17 protein-coding genes are annotated in these 18,759 nt (G+C 53.3%); 9 read left to right on the plus strand and 8 right to left on the minus strand.

The features are described from left to right. Positions 1–605: 605 nt before the first annotated feature. From M0D42_RS12180 to lptB, 6 genes are read right to left on the minus strand one after another with little or no spacing between them, the layout of a single operon-like run. On the minus strand, positions 606–1,052 hold the full coding sequence (locus M0D42_RS12180) for a MaoC/PaaZ C-terminal domain-containing protein (RefSeq protein WP_265018880.1): 447 nt from the start codon (positions 1,050–1,052) through the stop codon (positions 606–608). Then, positions 1,049–1,474, minus strand: coding sequence for a hypothetical protein (locus tag M0D42_RS12185; RefSeq protein ID WP_265018881.1), 426 nt, complete (start codon positions 1,472–1,474; stop codon positions 1,049–1,051). Before M0D42_RS12185 ends, M0D42_RS12180 begins: the two co-directional genes overlap by 4 nt. Further along, complete coding sequence (locus M0D42_RS12190; RefSeq protein ID WP_265018882.1) at positions 1,471–2,682, minus strand: beta-ketoacyl-[acyl-carrier-protein] synthase family protein; 1,212 nt, start codon at positions 2,680–2,682, stop codon at positions 1,471–1,473. Before M0D42_RS12190 ends, M0D42_RS12185 begins: the two co-directional genes overlap by 4 nt. Then, entirely contained in the window at positions 2,679–2,993 is a 315-nt protein-coding gene (locus tag M0D42_RS12195; protein ID WP_265018883.1) for an acyl carrier protein, read from the minus strand. The genes M0D42_RS12190 and M0D42_RS12195 overlap by 4 nt, the downstream gene beginning before the upstream one ends. After that, entirely contained in the window at positions 2,986–4,113 is a 1,128-nt protein-coding gene (locus M0D42_RS12200) for a hypothetical protein (RefSeq protein WP_265018884.1), read from the minus strand. The genes M0D42_RS12195 and M0D42_RS12200 overlap by 8 nt, the downstream gene beginning before the upstream one ends. Positions 4,114–4,157: 44 nt before the next feature. After that, positions 4,158–4,937 carry an LPS export ABC transporter ATP-binding protein gene (gene lptB, locus M0D42_RS12205; protein WP_265018885.1) on the minus strand — a complete coding sequence of 260 codons (780 nt, stop codon included), beginning with the start codon at positions 4,935–4,937 and terminating at the stop codon, positions 4,158–4,160. A gap of 214 nt (positions 4,938–5,151) precedes the next feature. On the opposite strand from lptB, the gene M0D42_RS12210 reads away from it, so the two are divergent. From M0D42_RS12210 to M0D42_RS12220, 3 genes are read left to right on the plus strand one after another with little or no spacing between them, the layout of a single operon-like run. Continuing rightward, positions 5,152–6,345 (plus strand): LptF/LptG family permease, encoded by a 1,194-nt coding sequence (locus tag M0D42_RS12210; protein ID WP_265018886.1) that lies wholly within the window; start codon positions 5,152–5,154, stop codon positions 6,343–6,345. Positions 6,346–6,383: 38 nt separating this feature from the next. Then, positions 6,384–7,571, plus strand: a complete 1,188-nt coding sequence (locus M0D42_RS12215; protein WP_265018887.1) for an LptF/LptG family permease — start codon at positions 6,384–6,386, stop codon at positions 7,569–7,571. After that, on the plus strand, positions 7,568–8,395 hold the full coding sequence (locus tag M0D42_RS12220) for an SDR family NAD(P)-dependent oxidoreductase (protein WP_265018888.1): 828 nt from the start codon (positions 7,568–7,570) through the stop codon (positions 8,393–8,395). The genes M0D42_RS12215 and M0D42_RS12220 overlap by 4 nt, the downstream gene beginning before the upstream one ends. On the opposite strand, the gene M0D42_RS12225 is transcribed toward M0D42_RS12220, so the two are convergent. Further along, the gene (locus tag M0D42_RS12225) at positions 8,392–8,979 is read right to left on the minus strand and encodes a DUF4833 domain-containing protein (protein ID WP_265018889.1); all 588 of its coding nucleotides are present in this window, start codon (positions 8,977–8,979) and stop codon (positions 8,392–8,394) included. The two genes, M0D42_RS12220 and M0D42_RS12225, sit on opposite strands and share 4 nt — an antisense overlap. Positions 8,980–9,014: 35 nt before the next feature. Between M0D42_RS12225 and M0D42_RS12230 the strand changes: the two genes are divergently transcribed. The 6 genes from M0D42_RS12230 to M0D42_RS12255 all read left to right on the plus strand — a co-directional run bounded on the left by M0D42_RS12230 (position 9,015) and on the right by M0D42_RS12255 (position 17,239). Then, on the plus strand, positions 9,015–10,184 hold the full coding sequence (locus M0D42_RS12230) for a glycosyltransferase family 4 protein (protein ID WP_265018890.1): 1,170 nt from the start codon (positions 9,015–9,017) through the stop codon (positions 10,182–10,184). A gap of 17 nt (positions 10,185–10,201) precedes the next feature. Next, complete coding sequence (locus tag M0D42_RS12235; RefSeq protein ID WP_265018891.1) at positions 10,202–11,425, plus strand: glycosyltransferase family 4 protein; 1,224 nt, start codon at positions 10,202–10,204, stop codon at positions 11,423–11,425. Between the two features lie 98 nt (positions 11,426–11,523). After that, the gene (locus M0D42_RS12240) at positions 11,524–13,251 is read left to right on the plus strand and encodes an ABC transporter ATP-binding protein (protein ID WP_265018892.1); all 1,728 of its coding nucleotides are present in this window, start codon (positions 11,524–11,526) and stop codon (positions 13,249–13,251) included. After that, entirely contained in the window at positions 13,248–14,873 is a 1,626-nt protein-coding gene (locus M0D42_RS12245) for a hypothetical protein (protein ID WP_265018893.1), read from the plus strand. Before M0D42_RS12240 ends, M0D42_RS12245 begins: the two co-directional genes overlap by 4 nt. Then, a complete protein-coding gene (locus tag M0D42_RS12250) occupies positions 14,857–15,852 on the plus strand; it encodes a glycosyltransferase family 8 protein (RefSeq protein ID WP_265018894.1) in 996 nt (331 codons plus the stop codon). Before M0D42_RS12245 ends, M0D42_RS12250 begins: the two co-directional genes overlap by 17 nt. A gap of 115 nt (positions 15,853–15,967) precedes the next feature. Further along, positions 15,968–17,239 carry an aminotransferase class I/II-fold pyridoxal phosphate-dependent enzyme gene (locus tag M0D42_RS12255; RefSeq protein ID WP_265018895.1) on the plus strand — a complete coding sequence of 424 codons (1,272 nt, stop codon included), beginning with the start codon at positions 15,968–15,970 and terminating at the stop codon, positions 17,237–17,239. Positions 17,240–17,808: 569 nt separating this feature from the next. On the opposite strand, the gene M0D42_RS12260 is transcribed toward M0D42_RS12255, so the two are convergent. Beyond that, entirely contained in the window at positions 17,809–18,753 is a 945-nt protein-coding gene (locus M0D42_RS12260; protein ID WP_265018896.1) for a GlxA family transcriptional regulator, read from the minus strand. Positions 18,754–18,759 lie beyond the last annotated feature (6 nt).

Here is an 18,759-nt window from a genome sequence, read left to right on the forward strand (position 1 = left end):
ATACAGAAAGGTGTCTCAACTAATCTTAAACCGTTGAGAGAGCGCTTAGCCCTTCCTCCACAGACAGAACAATCTCGGTATCTGTTTGAAAACCATCAAAGATGGAAATTACCTAGTTTAATAAGATAGCAATACGAACCGCAAACTCTTCGAGCTAGTAGTCCACAGATAGATCTTAGATTTCAGAGTATAGTAATAAACCACTATTATAGCACTTTAGCTGGTTTGCTACGCCACTCTTAAGCTGATTGGATGCGCCACCAAGTATACTACTGTTATCAGGCAGACGACTTAACCCGTTAGCGGCTTGATGATCACAACATCTAAACCCATCAGGTGCAAACCCGGTATCTGTTACAAAACCATCGAAGATGGAAATCTACTAGTTCAATATCAGTATTCAATTAGTGAACCACGAGTCCAACAATTCACTCTGACATTAAGTGTATAATAAGAACCATTGGATATTCAGGCACGCATTGCGCATCCTTCTAGTATTCAAAGCCCGACAATAGAAACTCGCAACTTGCAATTGCAGCAAGTGTGACACTAAGGTGTGACACACAACGAAACACAACACTGCAATAGTGTTCAATATCAATGCTTTATGGATTTTCTGGAGTTCCCCCTAGGCTCCACCAATTTTCCTTTGTACCATGCAGCGAGACCCTCGCCTCTCCAACCACAGATCGCTCTCCATTCTGGTGCATCTGAAGTCTCAGAACCAAAACGCGTTCGGCTTCGTGTTGGGCGACGACCCGCCCGGTTAGGTCAAAGGGCTTCTCCGTAAAGACTGGTGAAACAAACTGCACCGTTATGCGTTGAAGAGCATACCCTTCGGTGCGGGCTTTCGCATAGCGTTCCATCACTGAAAGGAGAAGCTGGCCCGGTATTGGAATTCCTACCAGGCCGGCGTTAACTGCGACGGCAGGGTCGCGGTGCAAAGGATTGTCATCGCCCACCTGTTCCAAATATGGGACCAGAGCATCGGTTGAAACCGCACCCACCTGTTCGGGCACCAATTGGCTGCCTATGGTCAGCGCACCGATCATATAATTGTCTTACCCGAAACGCGCATCATCTCGGTTTCAAACTGAGCCGCATGTCTGCCTTCACGGTCCTTGATGACACCAGAAATGATAACACGCCCCGCCTCGTCGCGCTGGCACGAAAGCCATATTGTATAGGCTTCATCAGGCATCATTTCTTGTTGCATCTGCACGTCCTGACGCAAATGAAGAAGTCCCTCTTCTGCACCATCATGGCCAAGTGTCTGAAGCGCTTCGATCAAGCCAGGTTTGACCGTGTCATGTCCCAGTAGCGTTGGAATGTAAGACAAGGGAATGGGCCCTTCGCGGTCCAAGGTGCTGTTACCAAAGCCTGTTGCATCACAAAAATCCGCTAATTTTGTCACGGAAATGCAAATCGGGATCGGACCGACTTTGGCATTCCTATTAGGCTTGTCGAGTGTCAAACTTCTGGCGCCGCTAGGATCAAAGAAGCGTTCATCCCGCCGAATGCAAAGGAATTAGACAATGCATACCGGATCGGCCGGTTCGTGGGGATGTCGGCGGCCAGCGTGATCTCGCATTTAGGATCAGGCTCAGCGCAATTGATATGGGGCGGTACAATTTGCGCGCGTGCAGCGGCGAGGGTGATAGCCAGCTCTATCCCGCCAGATGCCCCGAGCAAGTGGCCCGTCTGGGATTTACTCGAAGATACCAGAAGACTGTCGGTTGCATCCCCAAACACCCGACGAATGGCGGTTGCTTCGTTGACGTCATTGAGAACCGTACCCGTCCCGTGGGCGTTGATATAATCAATGTCGTCCGCTGAAAGCCCCGCATCGTCAAGCGCACCCTGCATGGCAGCGGCGGCCCCATCGACATCAGGCTGTAGCATGTCGCGGGCATCGCTTGTCGTTGCATAGCCGTTCAGCCATCCAATTGGCGCGCCGCCGCGTGCAGCGAGCGACGCTTCGGATTCAAGCAAGACTACGCCCGCACCTTCACCCAGAACCGTCCCATTGCGGTTATTGGAAAATGGTTTGCATCCGTCGGGTGACAGGACACGCAGCAATTCCCATGCACGGATCGTTGGAACCGTCAGGCAAGCTTCGCTTCCCCCGGCGATGGCGCGATCGACCACGCCGGCGCGGATCAGCATCATCGCCAGCCCGATGGACTGGCTTGCCGACGAACAGGCGCTGCAAACGGCGAATGACGGCCCCTGCGCACCATATTGGATGCTGACATGAGCGGTTGCTGAACTCGGGATCAGTTTCGGGACACTTAACGGGTCCATGAACCGGCGACCTGAATTCAGCTGGTTGTAGCCCGCATCAAGCGTTGTCATCCCGCCAATGCCAGACCCAATGAACACGGCCGTGCGAGGGCCCCGCAAGAGCTCCGGATCAATACCGGATTGAGTAACCGCTTCACGCGCGGCGAGATGTGCAAACTGGGAATACCGATCGCAACGCTTCAGTATTGCCGCATCCTCATCTTCCGAAGGGTCGAAATCCGCAAACGCCCCAAAAATTCCAACAGAAAGAATTTCGTTGCCAGGGAAGTCGTGCGCACGGACTGCCGATTTACCGGAAACCGCAAGCTGCCATAAGGCCTCGGCGCCGATACCGGCCGCACTAACGGCGCCAATTCCTGAAATCGCGACCCGGCTCAAATGGCTGCCGGTGATCCGGCGTCGGATTCACCGTCTCCTTGCGATGCGATTTTAGCGATAAATTCAGATAGGTTTTTGGCGGCTGCCAATTCGTTGTCGATGGGAACGTAAATACCGAGGTCCTCTTCAACTGCCATCAAAATTGAAACCACGTCGACCGACGCGATGCTCAGAGACTCCAATGTGGCACCGGGAGTGACTGACTCTATGTCGACCATGCCTTCTTTGGCGATAATGGCGATGATCTGATCAAGTTTTTCGGGCTCCAGATCTTCAGGCCAAGTTGCCACTGAACTCGTATTATCAGTCACGTGTTTCCGCCTCCTCTGCTGCAATATTTTTTCTCATGATACGGAAGGTCCGCGTTCTTGCAAAGCCGAATTGCTCCAGCAAACGGACCAGTGCTGTGTTGTCCTCAAGCACCCATCCGGCTTCGACCCATGCGCTACGGGGTTGATAGGTTGTCAGCTCATCAAGCAATTTTTCAACCAGCGACATTGCCACAACCGCGCCACCTACCGTGTGCTTGATCTCTGAGCGCACCCCCAGCACAATGATCCGCCCGGATGTAAACTTGTGAAACACCGTGCGCCACAGGAGTTTGATCCATCCCCAAGGAGACGGATTAGAGCCAAGATCCGAGGTTATTTCATAAAGATTAGGAACAAGTACTGCGACCCCAACTGCCTTTCCGTTCCGCTCAATAATGGCACCCCATTCGGGGCGCATGTAGGGTTTTAAATCCGTCGACATCGCATTGAGATCAGCGTCGGTCAGCGGAACGAAACCCCAATTGTTTTGCCAGGCGTCATTATACACCTCGCGGATGATCTGGGCTTCCTTGGCAATGTTTTTTAGGTCAAGTTTTCGGATGGTGTGGCCCTTTAGACGACCTTGTATTTTGGGCCTGTCGCGCAGCGCTTGAAAAGCCTTGGAATCGGTGGCGATACGCCAGTAATGCAGATCCTTGGCATAGCGATATCCGCAGGCATCAAGATGCTCTGCGATATAGGCTGGATGCCAGGACGTACCGATCATTGGGGGTTCATCCTGGCCCTGAATCATAAGACCTGGTTCGGTGTTCATCGACAGCGTCAATGGTCCCATCGCAGAAGCACAGCCCTTCTCTCGCAGTGCGGCTTCGGCCACTGATAGCAATGCGCGCACCACGTCAACGTCATCAATCGTATCAAGGCAGCCAATGAGCCCAGCCTCAGTGAAATCGCCACCAAGCTGCGCATGGTCGATCTGCGCTGAAATCCGGCCAACAGCATTTCCATCGCGACGCGCCAGCCAGTACTGCGCTTCTCCGTGTTCGAAAAAAGGAGCCTTTTGGGGGTCGAGCACGCCCCGTCGGTCAAGCATAAGCGGAGGAATATATTCGGGAAAAGATTGGTAAAGCCGCGCCGGCAGCGCCAGAAACTCTGACATCGCCTTTGCGCCTTCTACGGGCTCTATTGTAATTTTTCCTGCCTTCATTGGTTGAAAATATCGCCCAGAAACAGGTTGCGGACATTCAAATCTTTGATGAGCTCTTCCGCTGTGCCTTGGGCCAGCAGCGCACCCGCATGCATAATGTTGGCGCGATCGACGATTGACAGCGTCTCGCGCACATTATGATCGGAAATCACAACTCCCATACCGCGTTCCTTTAGCCGGATTATGGTTTGCTGCACTGACGAAATTGCGAGCGGATCGACACCGGCAAAAGGCTCGTCAAGCAGCACATATTTCGGATCGCCCGCGATCATCCGCGCGATCTCGCAGCGCCGACGCTCGCCGCCAGACAGGACCGCCGTTTTGCGACGTCTAATCTTGGTAAGGCCAAATTCATTCAGCAGGCTTTCAAGGCGTCTGGATATCTCAGCCCTATCAGACTCGACTGCTTCGAGATACAGAAGAATATTGTCTTCGACTGATAATCCGCGAAAGACGGAAGCTTCCTGTGGGAGGTATGCCACGCCAAGCTGAGCGCGCGCATAAAGGGGCAGTTTCGTAGCATCGACCCCATCAATTTCGATTTTGCCTGTATCGGGCAATTGCACCCCTGCAATCAGACCAATCAAAGTTGATTTGCCTGCACCATTTGGCCCCAACAGTCCGACAATTTGACCGGGTTCAACCACTAGGCTGATGCCACGAACAATATCTTGTTGTTGCAGCGCTTTTTTGACGTCGCGAATGCGCAAGGAACCGGCGGCCGGCTGAAATTGGGGCTCTGTGCGGTGCATCTGCGTCGGAACGGTCCCATTCATCGAAACTTGCTTCGACGCATACCGCATCGAGACTTAACGCTCACAGTTTTAAAGTAGATTTCAAACCAACGATAGACATATAATATGGCAATCGAAAAGGTGGCGTGATGATACTTTTAGATGTGGGATTTCGACCCAACGGCAGGTCGCGCTTGGGAACCTGTAGATCTTACTTTATGTCTCAGCTTCGCTTGAAACATCGGCCGTTTCGACTTTGAAATCGAACGCTCTGATCCGACGCCGAGTATCCGGCCCTATCCTGCGCCGCTACCGTGCGGTGTTTGCTTACGAAGTATTCAGGCTGGCGTTCTTCGTCTTACTGGGGGCGCAGGCGATATTTTTGACAAATGTCGTGGTCGCCGATTTGTTGCCTGAAGCGATTGAACACCAAGCCGGTCTTTGGAACTTTCTCGCGTTGACCATTCTGACCGTTCCAGGTGTCCTCGTGATCGCGTTGCCGCTTGCCGTTTTGGTGGGCAGTTATCTGGTCATCATGAATAGACGGGCATCTGGGGAATTCGCAAGTTTTGCGGGGATGGGGTTCACGACCAAAGGTCTTCTGCAGATGAATTTCGGCATAGGCCTTGGCGCTATTTTGGTTTCGCATCTGATTTCAGGTTATGCCGAGCCGCTTGCGCGCTATCATCTGGCAAAAACCTTATTCGATATCAAAAACGATGCCGTGCGTGAGGGGCGGATCGCAGCGGGTGAGTTCAATGCAGTCGGCGATTACGTGTTTTTTGCAGACTCTGGTCGGTTTAACGAAACCGCCCGGGGATTGTTCATCCACGAGCGCCTCGATGATGGAACCACCCGGTTTGTAACCGCTCACCACAGCTTTCGAGCGCCAGTTGAAGAAGAGCTTGGGCTTGGTCTGATATTAGGTGATGTCGCGGTCTATCAATTTAGTACCGACGAAGCGGCTTCCCAAAGCACTGAACCTTGCGATGGATGCGCGTCTGAGACCGCCGAAATCGCATTGTCAGAGCAAATGTTTATCCAATTCCAGGAGCCTGAAACGGCCGAATTGCCAGAGCGCCGCAGCCGTGTTCCCGACTGGACCAATCTGGAACTGCTCAGTTCGGGAAAAGAGGATGCAGATGCCGCTGCAACGCTGGCCGAACGATTTCTGCGAGATCTCCTGTGTCTGCTCGCGCCTTTTGTGGCGTTACTTGCAGCGACACTGACAACGCCACGGACCTATTTATTTGCGCTGCCGCTGGCCGGTGGGCTAGTTCTGTCAGCACAGTTTTTGGGAACTTTTTTGGTGCAATCGCTGACCGGTGCAGGCATGGTCACCATGCTTGCAGGCATCGCTACCGTGGCGGCAATCATTTGGATTGCGCTGATTGTCGGTTTTATCCGACGCGAGAGCGGCCTGATTCAACCGTTGGAAACACGATTATGAGCGCCAACTCATCTCCATCCCGGCAGAAAAAGCCTGCGGTGAGTCATCTGAGAGCCCTGTTTGGACGGGAAACTTCTTATGTGGCAGGGCTCTATTTTCGCCGTGCGCTGGTATTTGGCGGCATCGTTCTGGCAATAATCCTCGCGCTGGATGTGGTTGGCCGAATGACGCGTGTGTTGTCATTGAATGATGACGCTGGGGGCCTCGATGGGCTTTGGGTGCTCGTGCACTACGTTTTCCTGCGCGCAGCATTCGTTCTGCCGCAACTGTTGCCAGTCGCTGCGATGATGGGTGTGCTTTGGGCGGAATTCGCGTTGTCAAAGTCCAATGAGCGGTCGATGATCTTCGGCAGTGGGCGCGCGCCAATATACTCTGTAGTGCCCGCATTGGTCTTTGGCGTGGTCATCGGTGCCATGCAATTTGGCGCTGTGAATATTACCCGCACGTATTCAGCCCAAGCACAGGCGGAAGCGGGCTATCGGAACTATGGGGCCGGGTTCACTCGCAAAGAAACCGCTGTTTCGGAATGGTTCGCAACAGAGGGAACAGTGTTCAACGGACGCATTGCCTTCGGGCCAGACCCGGTTTTGAAAGAGGTCGTCGTTTACCGGATTGCGCCATCGGGCAAATTGGAAACGATCATCACCGCTGATCAGGCCACGGCATTGCCTGCGGCCGGAGGCTGGGAGTTTCAGAACGGTAAGGTTTGGTCCTTTTCCTGGGCGGAAGATGGCTGGAGCTGGCTTGCCCGTGCAGACGAAAGCTTCTTCTCGTCGATTGCCGAGCAAGTTCCGCTTAGTCCCGTTTGGGCGGATTATATCGGAATCGACCCGCATCTTTTACCACTTGGGCCATTGCGGCAACTTGCGACTGCTCAGGGAAGCGTCCCAAACGCGTTATCATTTAGGGCTGCTTATCAGCAACGTTACTCGGATGTTCTGATTTGCATCGCTATGGCGTTGGTTGGAGCCGGTCTTGCTCTGACCATGTTCAAACCGCAGACCGAACCGTTGCGCCTTTTGGCTGTCGTAGCGATAGGATACGCCGTCCATGTCGGAACCACGACACTTACGCTTTTTGGAGAAAGCGGGCTCGTGCCCTTGCTGGTCTCGGTTTGGATTTGGCCGACCTTTCTAGCGCTTGGAACCCTGGTCTTTCTTTATGGTCATGATCAGCGCGTGCAGGACGATATCGATAGAAACGATCACGGATTGCGGACGGAATGAGACGTGCAACGCCAATCACAGACCCTGAACATGTCGTAATCACTGGCGCGACAAGCGGGCTCGGACGCGCCCTGGCGATTGGTTATGCGCGCCCTGGCAGAATGCTTTCGCTTGCGGGCCGCAATGCCGAACGGCTGGAAGAGGTGGCGACTGCCTGCGAGCGCGCTGGCGCGAATGTGCATACTGCAACTCTCGATGTGACCGATGCGGCGGCGATGGAGGCATGGTTGGCGCGTTGTTACGATGCACTGCCAATCGATATTCTCGTCGCTAATGCGGGGCTCGGAGGAGCGGCGGCCCTTGCACCGCCTTCTGGTGAAGATGGGGAGCAGGCGCGAAACATCCTTTCCGTCAACACTGTCGGTGTCGTCAATACGGTGACACCCGCCACGCCAAAAATGGTCGCGCGTGGGCGCGGCCAAATTGTTATTGTCGGGTCAATTCAGGACTCTCTCGGCGTTCCCCAATCGCCTGTCTATTGCGCGTCAAAAGCTGCGGTACAGATATATGGCGACGGGCTGCGCCGCTTGCTGTCTGAGAAAGGTGTGGGGGTCACGGTTGTTCGACCGGGCTTTATCGATACGCCGATGAGCCAGTCGCTCGCCATGCCGCGTCCCTTTTGCTGGACGCCTGAGCGCGCAGCGGAAAAGGTTATGGCCGGTGTTGGAAAGGGAGCCGCGCAAATTACTTTCCCTTGGCCACTCCGCTTGGTTTTGGGATTGCAAAAATTTGCACCAGTTTGGCTCATCGACTTTGTGGTTGCTAGATCAATGCGCATAGGCTGGGCACCGCCGGGTTCACCTGACGCCGATGGGACCGATTAGCGACGCAAGCGCTGAATGACATGCTCCGCGCCATCCAGTGTTAGCCCGTGAAAGTCGACGTGGACCACATTGGGAATCCCGCCAAGCCCCTCGCGCCATTCAACGAAAACACAGATCAGCTGCGCCTCTCGGTTCGCGACCGGCATCACTGCGCGCACCTGGCCGTCAGGAGTGGGTTCAAGGCGCACTTTGATATTTGGCGCGGCATTCAGACTTGCCGAAAATTTGCCAGGCTGCCCAGCTAGCGGTTTAACATTCACGCCAAAGGCCAATTGGCTTTCTAAAAATCGCAGCGGCCCCTTGCGTCCGCTCCCACTTAGATATCGCCAGTAACCTTCGACCGGATCATCTGGATCAATCGCGCCATCCGCCAGCTGGTTGGCCACATAGACGATCGTGTTTGAGTTGCCGGAGCGCTGGATGAAAAAGACAACGCCCTCATCTTTGGGCACGGGATATTGAGGCGCACAAAGCGATTGGCCATAGCCCGGCGATGCGGCCGCGACGCCAAGCGTGGCACATAGCAGGACGAGTTTGAGCTTTACTAAGGCCGTTATGGCTCCTATCAAATTGTATCGTTTCATACCGCCACCACAGCATCCAGATGCAGAGACCCAATTTGGATTTACCCACAACGCAACTGGAATCTAGTCACAGACCGCTGCGTCTTGCAATCTTTTCGGGTGTCTATGACTATATTGTTGATGGCGTCGCCGTGACGTTGAACCGGCTGGTGGAACAGCTGGAGCGCGACGGCGTTGAGGTGCTCGTATTCGCACCAACAGCTAAGCACTCAGCGCTCGACTATGCCGGCACGCTCGTATCTGTGCCGTCTATCCCCATGCCCGGGCGGCGGGAGTATCGCGCCTCGGTTGGGCTCGGGCGCAGCGCAAAGAAACGCCTTGATGCCTTCGAGCCAACGCTTTTTCACATCGCAGCGCCCGATATTCTTGGCTGGCGGGCACTGTTTTACGCTCGACGGCACAACATCCCGGTGCTGGCGTCGTATCACACGCGCTACGAAACATATTTCGACTATTATGGAGCTGGCTTCGCACTTTCGCTCGCATCAAAATATTTGCGAAACTTCTACAGTAAAGCTGACCGGGTTTGCGCGCCCACCCAATCGATGGCTGACGATATTGAACAAGCGGGCTATGGCCGCGACATCGTGGTATGGGCGCGCGGGGTCGATTCCGATCAGTTTAGTCCAACCAAGCGATCAACCAAATGGCGGCAGGACCTAGGGATTGGCTCCGACGAGATTGTGGTTTTGTTTGTGTCGCGACTGGTGCGCGAAAAGAACCTTGGTGTTTTGGTTGACGTGCTCAGTGGATTGAAGGCACGTGGACTGGCATTTCGCGCTGTTGTTGTTGGTGATGGTCCGGAGCGCACCTCCCTTGAAGCGCGACTTCCAGAGGCAATCTTTACCGGCTTTCAAGGAGGCGACGATTTGGCCCGCGCCTATGCTTCGTCCGATATTTTCTTTTTTGCGAGCCTCACCGAAACCTTTGGCAATGTCACGCTTGAAGCGATGGCTTCAGCGTTGCCAGCGGTCTGCGCCGACGCCACTGGCAGCCGATCACTGGTTGATCAGGGTGTGACGGGATTTCTTGAACCGGCCGACGATGTAGGCGCAATGATCGACAGGCTATCGGAGTTTGTGCAGAACGACGACTTGCGACGGAGAATGGGAGATGCGGCTCTCGTCCGAAGCGCCACCTTCACCAAGGCCGCAGCGTATCGTCAGGTGCGCAATGCCTATGCAAGCCTCTTAGAAACGCACTGATCGGTCGGAGTGATGTGATGGAACGCAACGCGCCGAAAATCTTGTTTGTCACGCATAAATACCCGCCAAGCCTTGGTGGCATGCAGCAACAAAGTTATGCGCTGACCCGCAACTACCAAGAAATCGGCGAGAGTAGCGTTATTGCCTACAACAGCCGCTATCCGGTCTGGCTGTTCTTTTTGATCATCATCCCGTGGGTAGCGATACGTCTAATAAAAGACCGTGAAATCGATGTTATCCACGGGAATGATGGCCTGATGGGGATTTTTCTCACGCCATTCCTGATCTCGCGTAAGAAGGTTTTTGTGACCGTTCACGGGTTGGACGTGTATCTCGGAATGCGTGCCTACCAATGGTGGGTGCGAACGTTCCTAAAGCGTTTTGAAGGCGTGATCGCGGTCAGCGCGGAAACAGCAGCGGGCTGTGTTGAACGCGGGGTCCCCGAGAAAAAGGTCAGCATCGTGTTGAATGCATGCGACACCAATTGGAGCGACAGCAAAGATCCCGAATTCGCAAAATGGCTCAAAGAACAGCACGGCATAGATTGCGACAAACAGGTCATTGTTCTATCCGCAGGCAGGCCGGTCCCGCGAAAAGGGTTTTCTTGGTTCGCTGGGAATGTACTACCAGACCTCCCCGACGATGCAATATATGCGGTTGTTGGCCCGGCATCGGGTGCAGGTCCTATGTTGCAGTTTTTGCGCAAATTCTTGCCCGACGCTTTGTTCCAAGGGCTCTGCCATGCCGTCGGCGCAGAGACGGACTACATCAAACTGAAGGACATATCACAGCGACCGGAATTGAAGGGGCGGGTCGCCCTTTTGGGCCGTTTGCCGCGCGAGCACTTGAACCAAATATACCTTCATAGCCATATATACGTGATGCCTAACCTGAAGGTCGAAGGCGACTTCGAGGGCTTCGGATTGGTTATTCAGGAGGCGACGTACAATGGCGCGCTTTGCCTTGCTGCGGATGTCGATGGAATCCCGTCCGCTATCCGCGATGGTGAAACGGGTATACTTTTGCCAAGTGGAAACGCCGCAGCCTGGACCGCTCGGATCAACGCCTTGTGCGCTGACCCAGAGCAACGCGGCAGCCTTGCCCGCCGCTTCCAAGCCAAATTGCGCAAAGACATGACCACATGGGCCGATGTGGCGCTGGCCTATCAACGGATCTTTTCAGTATCTTTGGCGCGCGACACCAAAACTTCTGACGGATCACCCATGTCTGAAACGCATTGATCTCATAGGGTGCCGTCCAGCGTTTGCGCTGGCAATACCCGGCTTTGTAGGGCAAGTTCACGCCGAGGAACTGCGATTAGACGAACTGCAAGGGAACGATGAGCAGCGCATTCAAGATCTTCTTCCACGCCGAGGGCTCAAAACCGTTTCTTGTGCTTATGGCGCTAGTCCTAGCCAGTGCGCTAGAGATCATCGGCATCGGCGCTTTGTTACCGCTCTTTTCATCAACGGTTGAAGGAGAGCAGTCCAGACTCGCTCAGATCGCGCTTGGCGCCCTTTCAACCGTGGGATTGGAACCAGGAAATCGCGAACTCATTGTATTTCTCTTTATCTTGTTTGTCGCCAAGTATGGCCTTTCTTATCTTGCTTTGAACGTTTCAAGCTTTGCCGAGATTGATGTTTCCGCGCGCCTTCGTACGAAACTTTTAAAGCTTCTTTTTGGCGCGAATTGGCGATTTCTCGTGCAGCGCAAGGCCGGGCAGCTAACCAATGAAATTGTCAATAATACAAACCGTGCCGTCGTGGCTTACCGCCAGTCGGCGCGTTTGTTCAGCTACTCCATACAAGCATTCTTTTACCTTGCCGCTGCCGTGTTGGTGTCACTCGGGTTAACCATAATCGGGATTGTTGTCGGTCTCGGGTTCTATCTGTGTTTTGGTTTTCTGGTGAAACGCACGCGCATATTAGGCAAACGTCAGACTGAAAGTTTTTCGGCACTATCGACTTCTCTGTCAGACACTTTGACCAACATTAAGCCGATCGTCGCCATGGATCGCCAAGCGCACATTGAGGCGCACATTCAAGAACAAAACCGCCAAATACGAGCCTCAGGCCGGCGCATATCCATATTAGGGAATACCGTTTATACGGTCAGCGACGCGTTTCTCGTCGGCACGCTTCTGATCGGGATCTATATCGCGAATGTTTGGCTGGAAATTCCGTTTTCTGAATTGGCCATCATGGGCATTCTTTCTATCCGCGCCATCGAAACGCTAAAGCAAAGCCAACGTTGCCTGCAGCAGGTCGCCGGTGCCGAGGCTGCCTATTGGAGTGCGCAGGATCAGGTTGAACAACTTGAAGCCATGCAGGAGGAGCGATCGGGTCACAAAGTGCCAAGCATCGAACGCGATTGCACTTTTGATGCAGTTTCCTTTGGACACGATGGTAAATCGATCATTAAAAACGCGAATTTTACGATTGAAGCTAATGAAATCACCGTACTGATCGGACCATCCGGGGCGGGCAAGTCGACCCTCATCGACCTGTTGCTTGGACTGTATCAACCAGATTCAGGCCGGGTTCTTATAGACGATACTCCTTTGGCAGAGATCGACCTTGGCCTTTTGCGCCAAATGATTGGGTATGTCCCCCAGGAAACGACGCTTTTACACGGAACATTGCGCGAGAATATCACGCTGGGCGACCCTGATATTACCGATGCAGCGATTGAAAAGGCGCTGCGTTTGGCGGGTGCTGATACTTTCGTAGATGCCCTGCCCCACGGGCTTGAGACGAATGCTGGCGAAATGGGTACACGGTTCTCAGGTGGTGAGCGGCAGCGCCTTGCGTTGGCGCGCGCGCTTGTCACCGAGCCAAAGATACTGCTTCTTGATGAAGTCACCAGCGCGCTCGATCCGGAAACTGAAATGGCAATATGCTCAAACATCAAAGACTTGCGTGGTATGCTGACGATTTTGGCGGTCACCCATCGCCCGGCATGGACGTCGATCGCTGACAGCATTTTGCGGGTTGAAGCTGGATCGGTCGAACCGGTCACGGCCAGCGCGTTTACTGCAACAGAGACAAAAGGGCATATCGGTTTATGAGTAGTCGTAAAAAAAGCTGCGATGTCATAATGTTGGCGACGCCAGAAATTGATCATTACGCGCAGCATTCAAGCGCTCTTTGGGCAGCCTATTGCGAACGCAAAGGATACAATTACTTTCGCTATTCAGAGCGGCTCATTCCGGACATGCATGTCAATTGGAGCAAAATTGAAATGGTGCGCCAGCATTTGGCGAAGAGTACTGCTGAGATCGTGACGCTCGTGGATGCTGACACCTATGTCTGCAATCCAGACCTTTCGATGGATGCCATTTTAGAGCGGTTTTTTCCAAAGGCGTTGGTCTTTTCACCGGATACGGCTCGCGTTGGGGCCATCGAATTACCTTTCAATATACGGGCTGCTCTCGAGTACCGGAAAATACGCCTGCCGAATGCCGGCTTTATCGTTATGCGTAATTCGAAATTTGTCAGGCAGTTCTTCGATGATTGGCTAGATTTGGCCCGAAATGAACTCAGCCATCTCGCTGACTTACATCCGCGCAACCAAAGGGTGCTTTGGAGAGGGCTAATGTTTAAACACCGGTCTCAGATCGCCCTTTTGGGTGGCGAGGTCAGACGACTTCAAACAGAAGACCAGCTCTCAAAAGCGCTGCTACAAGGGTGTGATGTGGCCCATGTTCGCTATCATATCTCACCGGCAGGTGTGGCCAGATTGGCGCGTAAAATCGAAGAAGCGCCGGCACCAATTGCCCAAGAACGCCCAGCGCAGAGGCCATACATTCGGCGCGGCAATGCGTTCGTCACGGATCTACGCGAACATCTTGCCTATGGCCCCGCATTGCTAAAGTTGACCTTTCAAAGTAATTTGTCGCGCGCGTCACGTAAGTCGGCGCGTCGGGCAGAAAATGTTGTTGTCAGCCTGACCAGCTACCCAGCTCGATTTGAGAAGCTGCATATCTGTATCGCGGGGCTATTGTCTCAAAGCGTGAAGCCAGACGCTGTTGTCCTTTATCTGTCGTCGCGTGAAACAATCAGTGAAATACCACCGAAATTGCAATCACTGGTTGGGGAGCGGTTTCAGATCCGCTTTGTGGATACGAATGTCAAATCACTGAACAAAATCTACCACGCGCTGCAGGATTTTCCCGATAAAGCAATTGTGACCTGCGACGATGATAAGATTTATCCAAGAAATTGGCTGGAGGGGTTGGTCAAAAAAGCAGAAATGCATCCGAAGAGCATAATCTGTAATCGGTCGCGTGAAATAGTACTAACACCTAAGAACCAGGTTGCGTGCTATATCGATTGGCCTCCCGGCTCAAATACCAAGCCTTCGGCGTCGCTTTTACCATTGGGTGTTGGCGGTGTACTGTACCCGCCCGGCAGCCTTCACTCCGACACACTCAAAGCTGACTTGTTTCGCGAAATCTGTGAAACAAGTGACGATCTATGGCTGAAAGTCATGTCGTCACGGATCGGGACGACATGCGTTCAAGTCACAGAGACGGCTAAGGAATATAATTCTATTCCACACTGGAACGGTGAGAGGCTGTCGCGAGGAAACGTACGGGGAGACGGCAACGACAAGAACCTGCAAAACCTGATCACCCATTTCAAGTTGGATATGGCAAAGTTGCTTCGCGCCGATGAAACATGTGAATAAAGCCGCCGAGGTGAAAAACTTCGCACTCGTCTATTCCGTCGATCAGGGATTTCTGCCCCTGGCCTGCATTTCAATCGCCTCGCTTGTCGAAAATAATGTCGGAACTCTGCCACATGTGACGATCCTCTTGCACGACGTTGACGCGTCGTCCAAATACCGCGCCGAACTTTTTTTGGCCCGTTTTGAGCTGGATGTTGACTTTGTGGAGGTCGACGGCACTTGGTGCGAGCCTTGGGCGAGTGCGCGTGGCAAATCGCAAGCGATGTTCGGGATATTGCGATTTGATGAGTTTCTGCGGAATTTGTCAGATCGCGTAATTATCATTGATGCCGACACACGCTTTGTCGATGATATCGGTCCGCTAGCTCAGCTTGACCTTGGCGAAACGCCCCTGGCGGCTGTGAACGATACGGCTGTTATTTCCGACGATCGGGTTGAGGTGATTACCAACAAACTTGGTGTGCCGAAGGGCGCGGGGTACTTCAATTCAGGCCTTCTGGTGGTTGACTCTTTGAAATGGACCAACCACGAAATTGGCCAAGAAGCCATTTCAGTCCTACGGGACCGGCCGCATATACTTACGTTCAATGATCAATGCGCACTGAATGCCGTTCTGCAGGGGGGCTACACCCGATTGGGCTACCGCTGGAATCATCTTGTGGGGTCGACGCCTCGGCATTGGCCAGTTTCAATATATCACTATGCTGGCCTCCTGAAGCCATGGAGACTTTTCGGTGCTCGGAGGCGCTCGGCGCTCCGCGGCCTGATTTCCTCAGAACATTTTGAATATTACAAGACTAAATCCGATGAACTTAAATGGCATAAGCCTTTGGTTCAGAGCGGTTTGGCTGGCACCGTTAAGTCGCATCTCCGCGTGAATAGATTGGCCTTTTCCGGCCGGATTGAGAGTTTTCACCGCCGTCAAACCTCAACTCATATTGCGCAATCAGTCGCCTCAAATCCTCGGCTCCTTGACTAATACCGGTTTTGGCAGAGCGCATTCGCAGGTAAGATTGAAGGCACAGGCTTTCCATGGCGCGCGCTTTACGTAAGAATGGCCTAAACAACAAATTCCCTGAGGCTAAGCATTCTTGATGCCTAACGAAAACTACCTCGCCAAATGGCGCAATAAATCTGCGGATGACTTTAAGGAATTAGTGGAGGACGCTCGCTCAGCAGGACTTTTGGACACTGCACAGAAGTTACGGCGTCTTGATCAACAGGCAGATCTTTTTGCTGGCTTCGAGGAGCTTCCATTGGGCATGGTGCTCGATGCCACGCCTGACCCAACCATTCTGGAACATGCAGGGCGTGAGGTCATCAATTTCGGTACGAACAACTATCTGGGCACCAGCCATCAAGCCGACGTCGTCGCAGCTGCAAAGCAAGCAATCGACACCTATGGCACCGGGGCGACTGCGTCGCGACTGGCAGGGGGCACTCAATCGCTAAGCTTGAAGGTCGAGCAGCAGATCAGCGACTTGTATGAGCGACCATGCAGTATGATTTTCAGCACCGGGTTTGGGGCAAATGCCTCGCTCCTCGGGGGCATGGGTGAACAATTTCAGCGCATCTTCGTTGATGAAGAGTGTCACGCGAGCCTCTACGAAGGTGTGCGTCTGAGCGGCACCCAAATGACCCGGTTTCGGCACAACGATGTGGCCCATCTGACGTCACGTTTCGAAAGATATGCCCATGAGGACGGCAACTGGCTCGTTGTGGTTGATGGTCTGTATTCCATGTCGGGCACAGTCGCGCCACTGAAGGAAATTTTGGCCCTTCGTGGCATCCGACCATTCACTATGATGGTCGATGAAGCTCATTCTTTCGGCACCATTGGTCGTAGAGGCCTGGGTGTCGCAGAGGAATGCGGTTTGTTATCCGAGGTGGAAATTATAACGGGCACATTCAGCAAGGCACTTGGTTCAATTGGCGGCTTCGCGACATTCAATTCCGCCGAATTCGAACTCTTGCGCTTCCTGAGTGTGAACTATGTGTTCAGCGCCGCTTTGCCACCTGCAACGCTTGCGGCGGTGTCAAAGGGGCTCGATGTTTCGATCGCACAGGGCGATGTACTGAGAAAGGCTCTCCGGTCGCGATGCGACCATGTCCGACAACGACTGTCGAACATCTCGGGCAAGCAAGACTTCATGCCTGGCCCGGTGTTTTCGGTTTCGGTCGGTGGGCCAGAGCAGACCGTCGCGATTTGGCACCAACTTATCGAGGCGGGGTTCTATACCAATCTCATCCTACCGCCCGCCAGCCCTGGCAACACGGCGATGCTGCGTTTGGGTGTCAGTGCCAAACACAAACAGGCTCAAATCGACAATTTGCTGAACGCGCTTGAGGCTATCTGCAGCAGATAAGGGTCAGGTTGGGTGCGAGATTCAGTTTCGCTGAGGCCGCGAAAGCCCTGAGAATACCTGCGAACTTGATGGAGGTTCTGTTTCTGGAAGCTGTGGAAACCTTCCAATTCCGCTACCAAAAAGCCCGTTTGCGTGTTTTGGTATCAGAGAGAATGTTAGATTTGTCGAGGATGGTGTGGACCTATCATTCGCGCCGCGCCGCCCGAACAGCCTGATCTGTTTGCGAAGACTTTTCTCAGACATCGACACCGGGTGCACGCCGCTTCGGGTTACATCGCGGCCAATCCGATTTAGTGCCTCCCGACTCTTATTCTGAGGGATCACAAACGCAGCTATTTCTGCGATCAGTTTTGAGCGCCTGCTGTTGTTGAGCCACACAGGCAACGTTCATAATCAATCGAAAGGCGTTTATCTAAAGGTTGGACAGGCATTTATCGCAAACTGAGAGGCAGAGTTATCTGACCAAATAAGCCCGTTTTGCTCTTCAACATTGTTTCGTCTCTCTGGTTTTAAAGAGAAAATCTCAGGCCATGGGCAAAACCATGTGCCCCTTCTGAACTGATATAGCTTTAGACCACTTTGGTACGTTGATGTTTCGGTGTTGCCCCATAGCGTCTGCGGTAGACCTTGCAGAAATGCCCGATGCTTCCAAAGCCGCAAGCGACGGCAATCTCAGTGATAGATTGCTCCGTCTGAAGCAGCATTTGCCGCGCGCGCTCCAGCCGTAGCTCGGTTTGATAACGCTTTGGCGTTATCTGTAAATACTTTCGGAATAGTCGCTCCAGCTGACGTGTCGAGATTCCAATCTGGTGAGCTACAATTGCTGTAGAAGTCGGTTCTTCGAGCGAGTTCTGCATGATCTCAACGGCATTCGCCAAATGCGGGTTGCGTATACCGACACGCGCTTGAAACGACACTCTCTGGCCCACAGTTTCATCTCGAATGGAGTTGTGAACCATTTGATCCGCAACGGATATCGCCAGCTCCTCACCATATTCTTGGCCGATTAAAGAGAGCATCAAATCAACGTTTGCCGTGCCGCCTGCTGCGGTCAACACCTTCTCTTTGCTGACAAATACACTACGTACGACTTCCGTATCAGGGAAGGTTTCCCGGAAGCTTTCATGAAATTCCCAATGCAAGGCTGCCCGCATGCCGTTGAGAAAACCGAGCTCCGCGAGGATCCAAGCGCCAGAACACAGGCCGCCCATTTTGGTGCCGCGCGCACGTTCATACCTCAACGCGGTTTTCAGCGCGGGGGTCAACCCAGCTTTCATGTCATAGCTCGCGAGTACAAAGAGACGGTCGCACTTTGGCAGATTTGCGAAATCCGTATCGACGGCAAGTTTGAAACCATTCAGGCAGGTCGCGGTCTCTCCGTTTTCTGAAGCTAAAGTAAACTTATAGAGTTCTTCGCCACTCGCGCGGTTGGCCAAACGGAGTGGTTCGACGGCGCAGGAAAAGGACAGGTGGGAGAACCCATCCAATAGCAAGAAACAAAAATGCTGTCCCAAATTATG

The organism is Cognatishimia activa (genome assembly GCF_026016445.1).
GTDB lineage: Bacteria > Pseudomonadota > Alphaproteobacteria > Rhodobacterales > Rhodobacteraceae > Cognatishimia > Cognatishimia activa_B.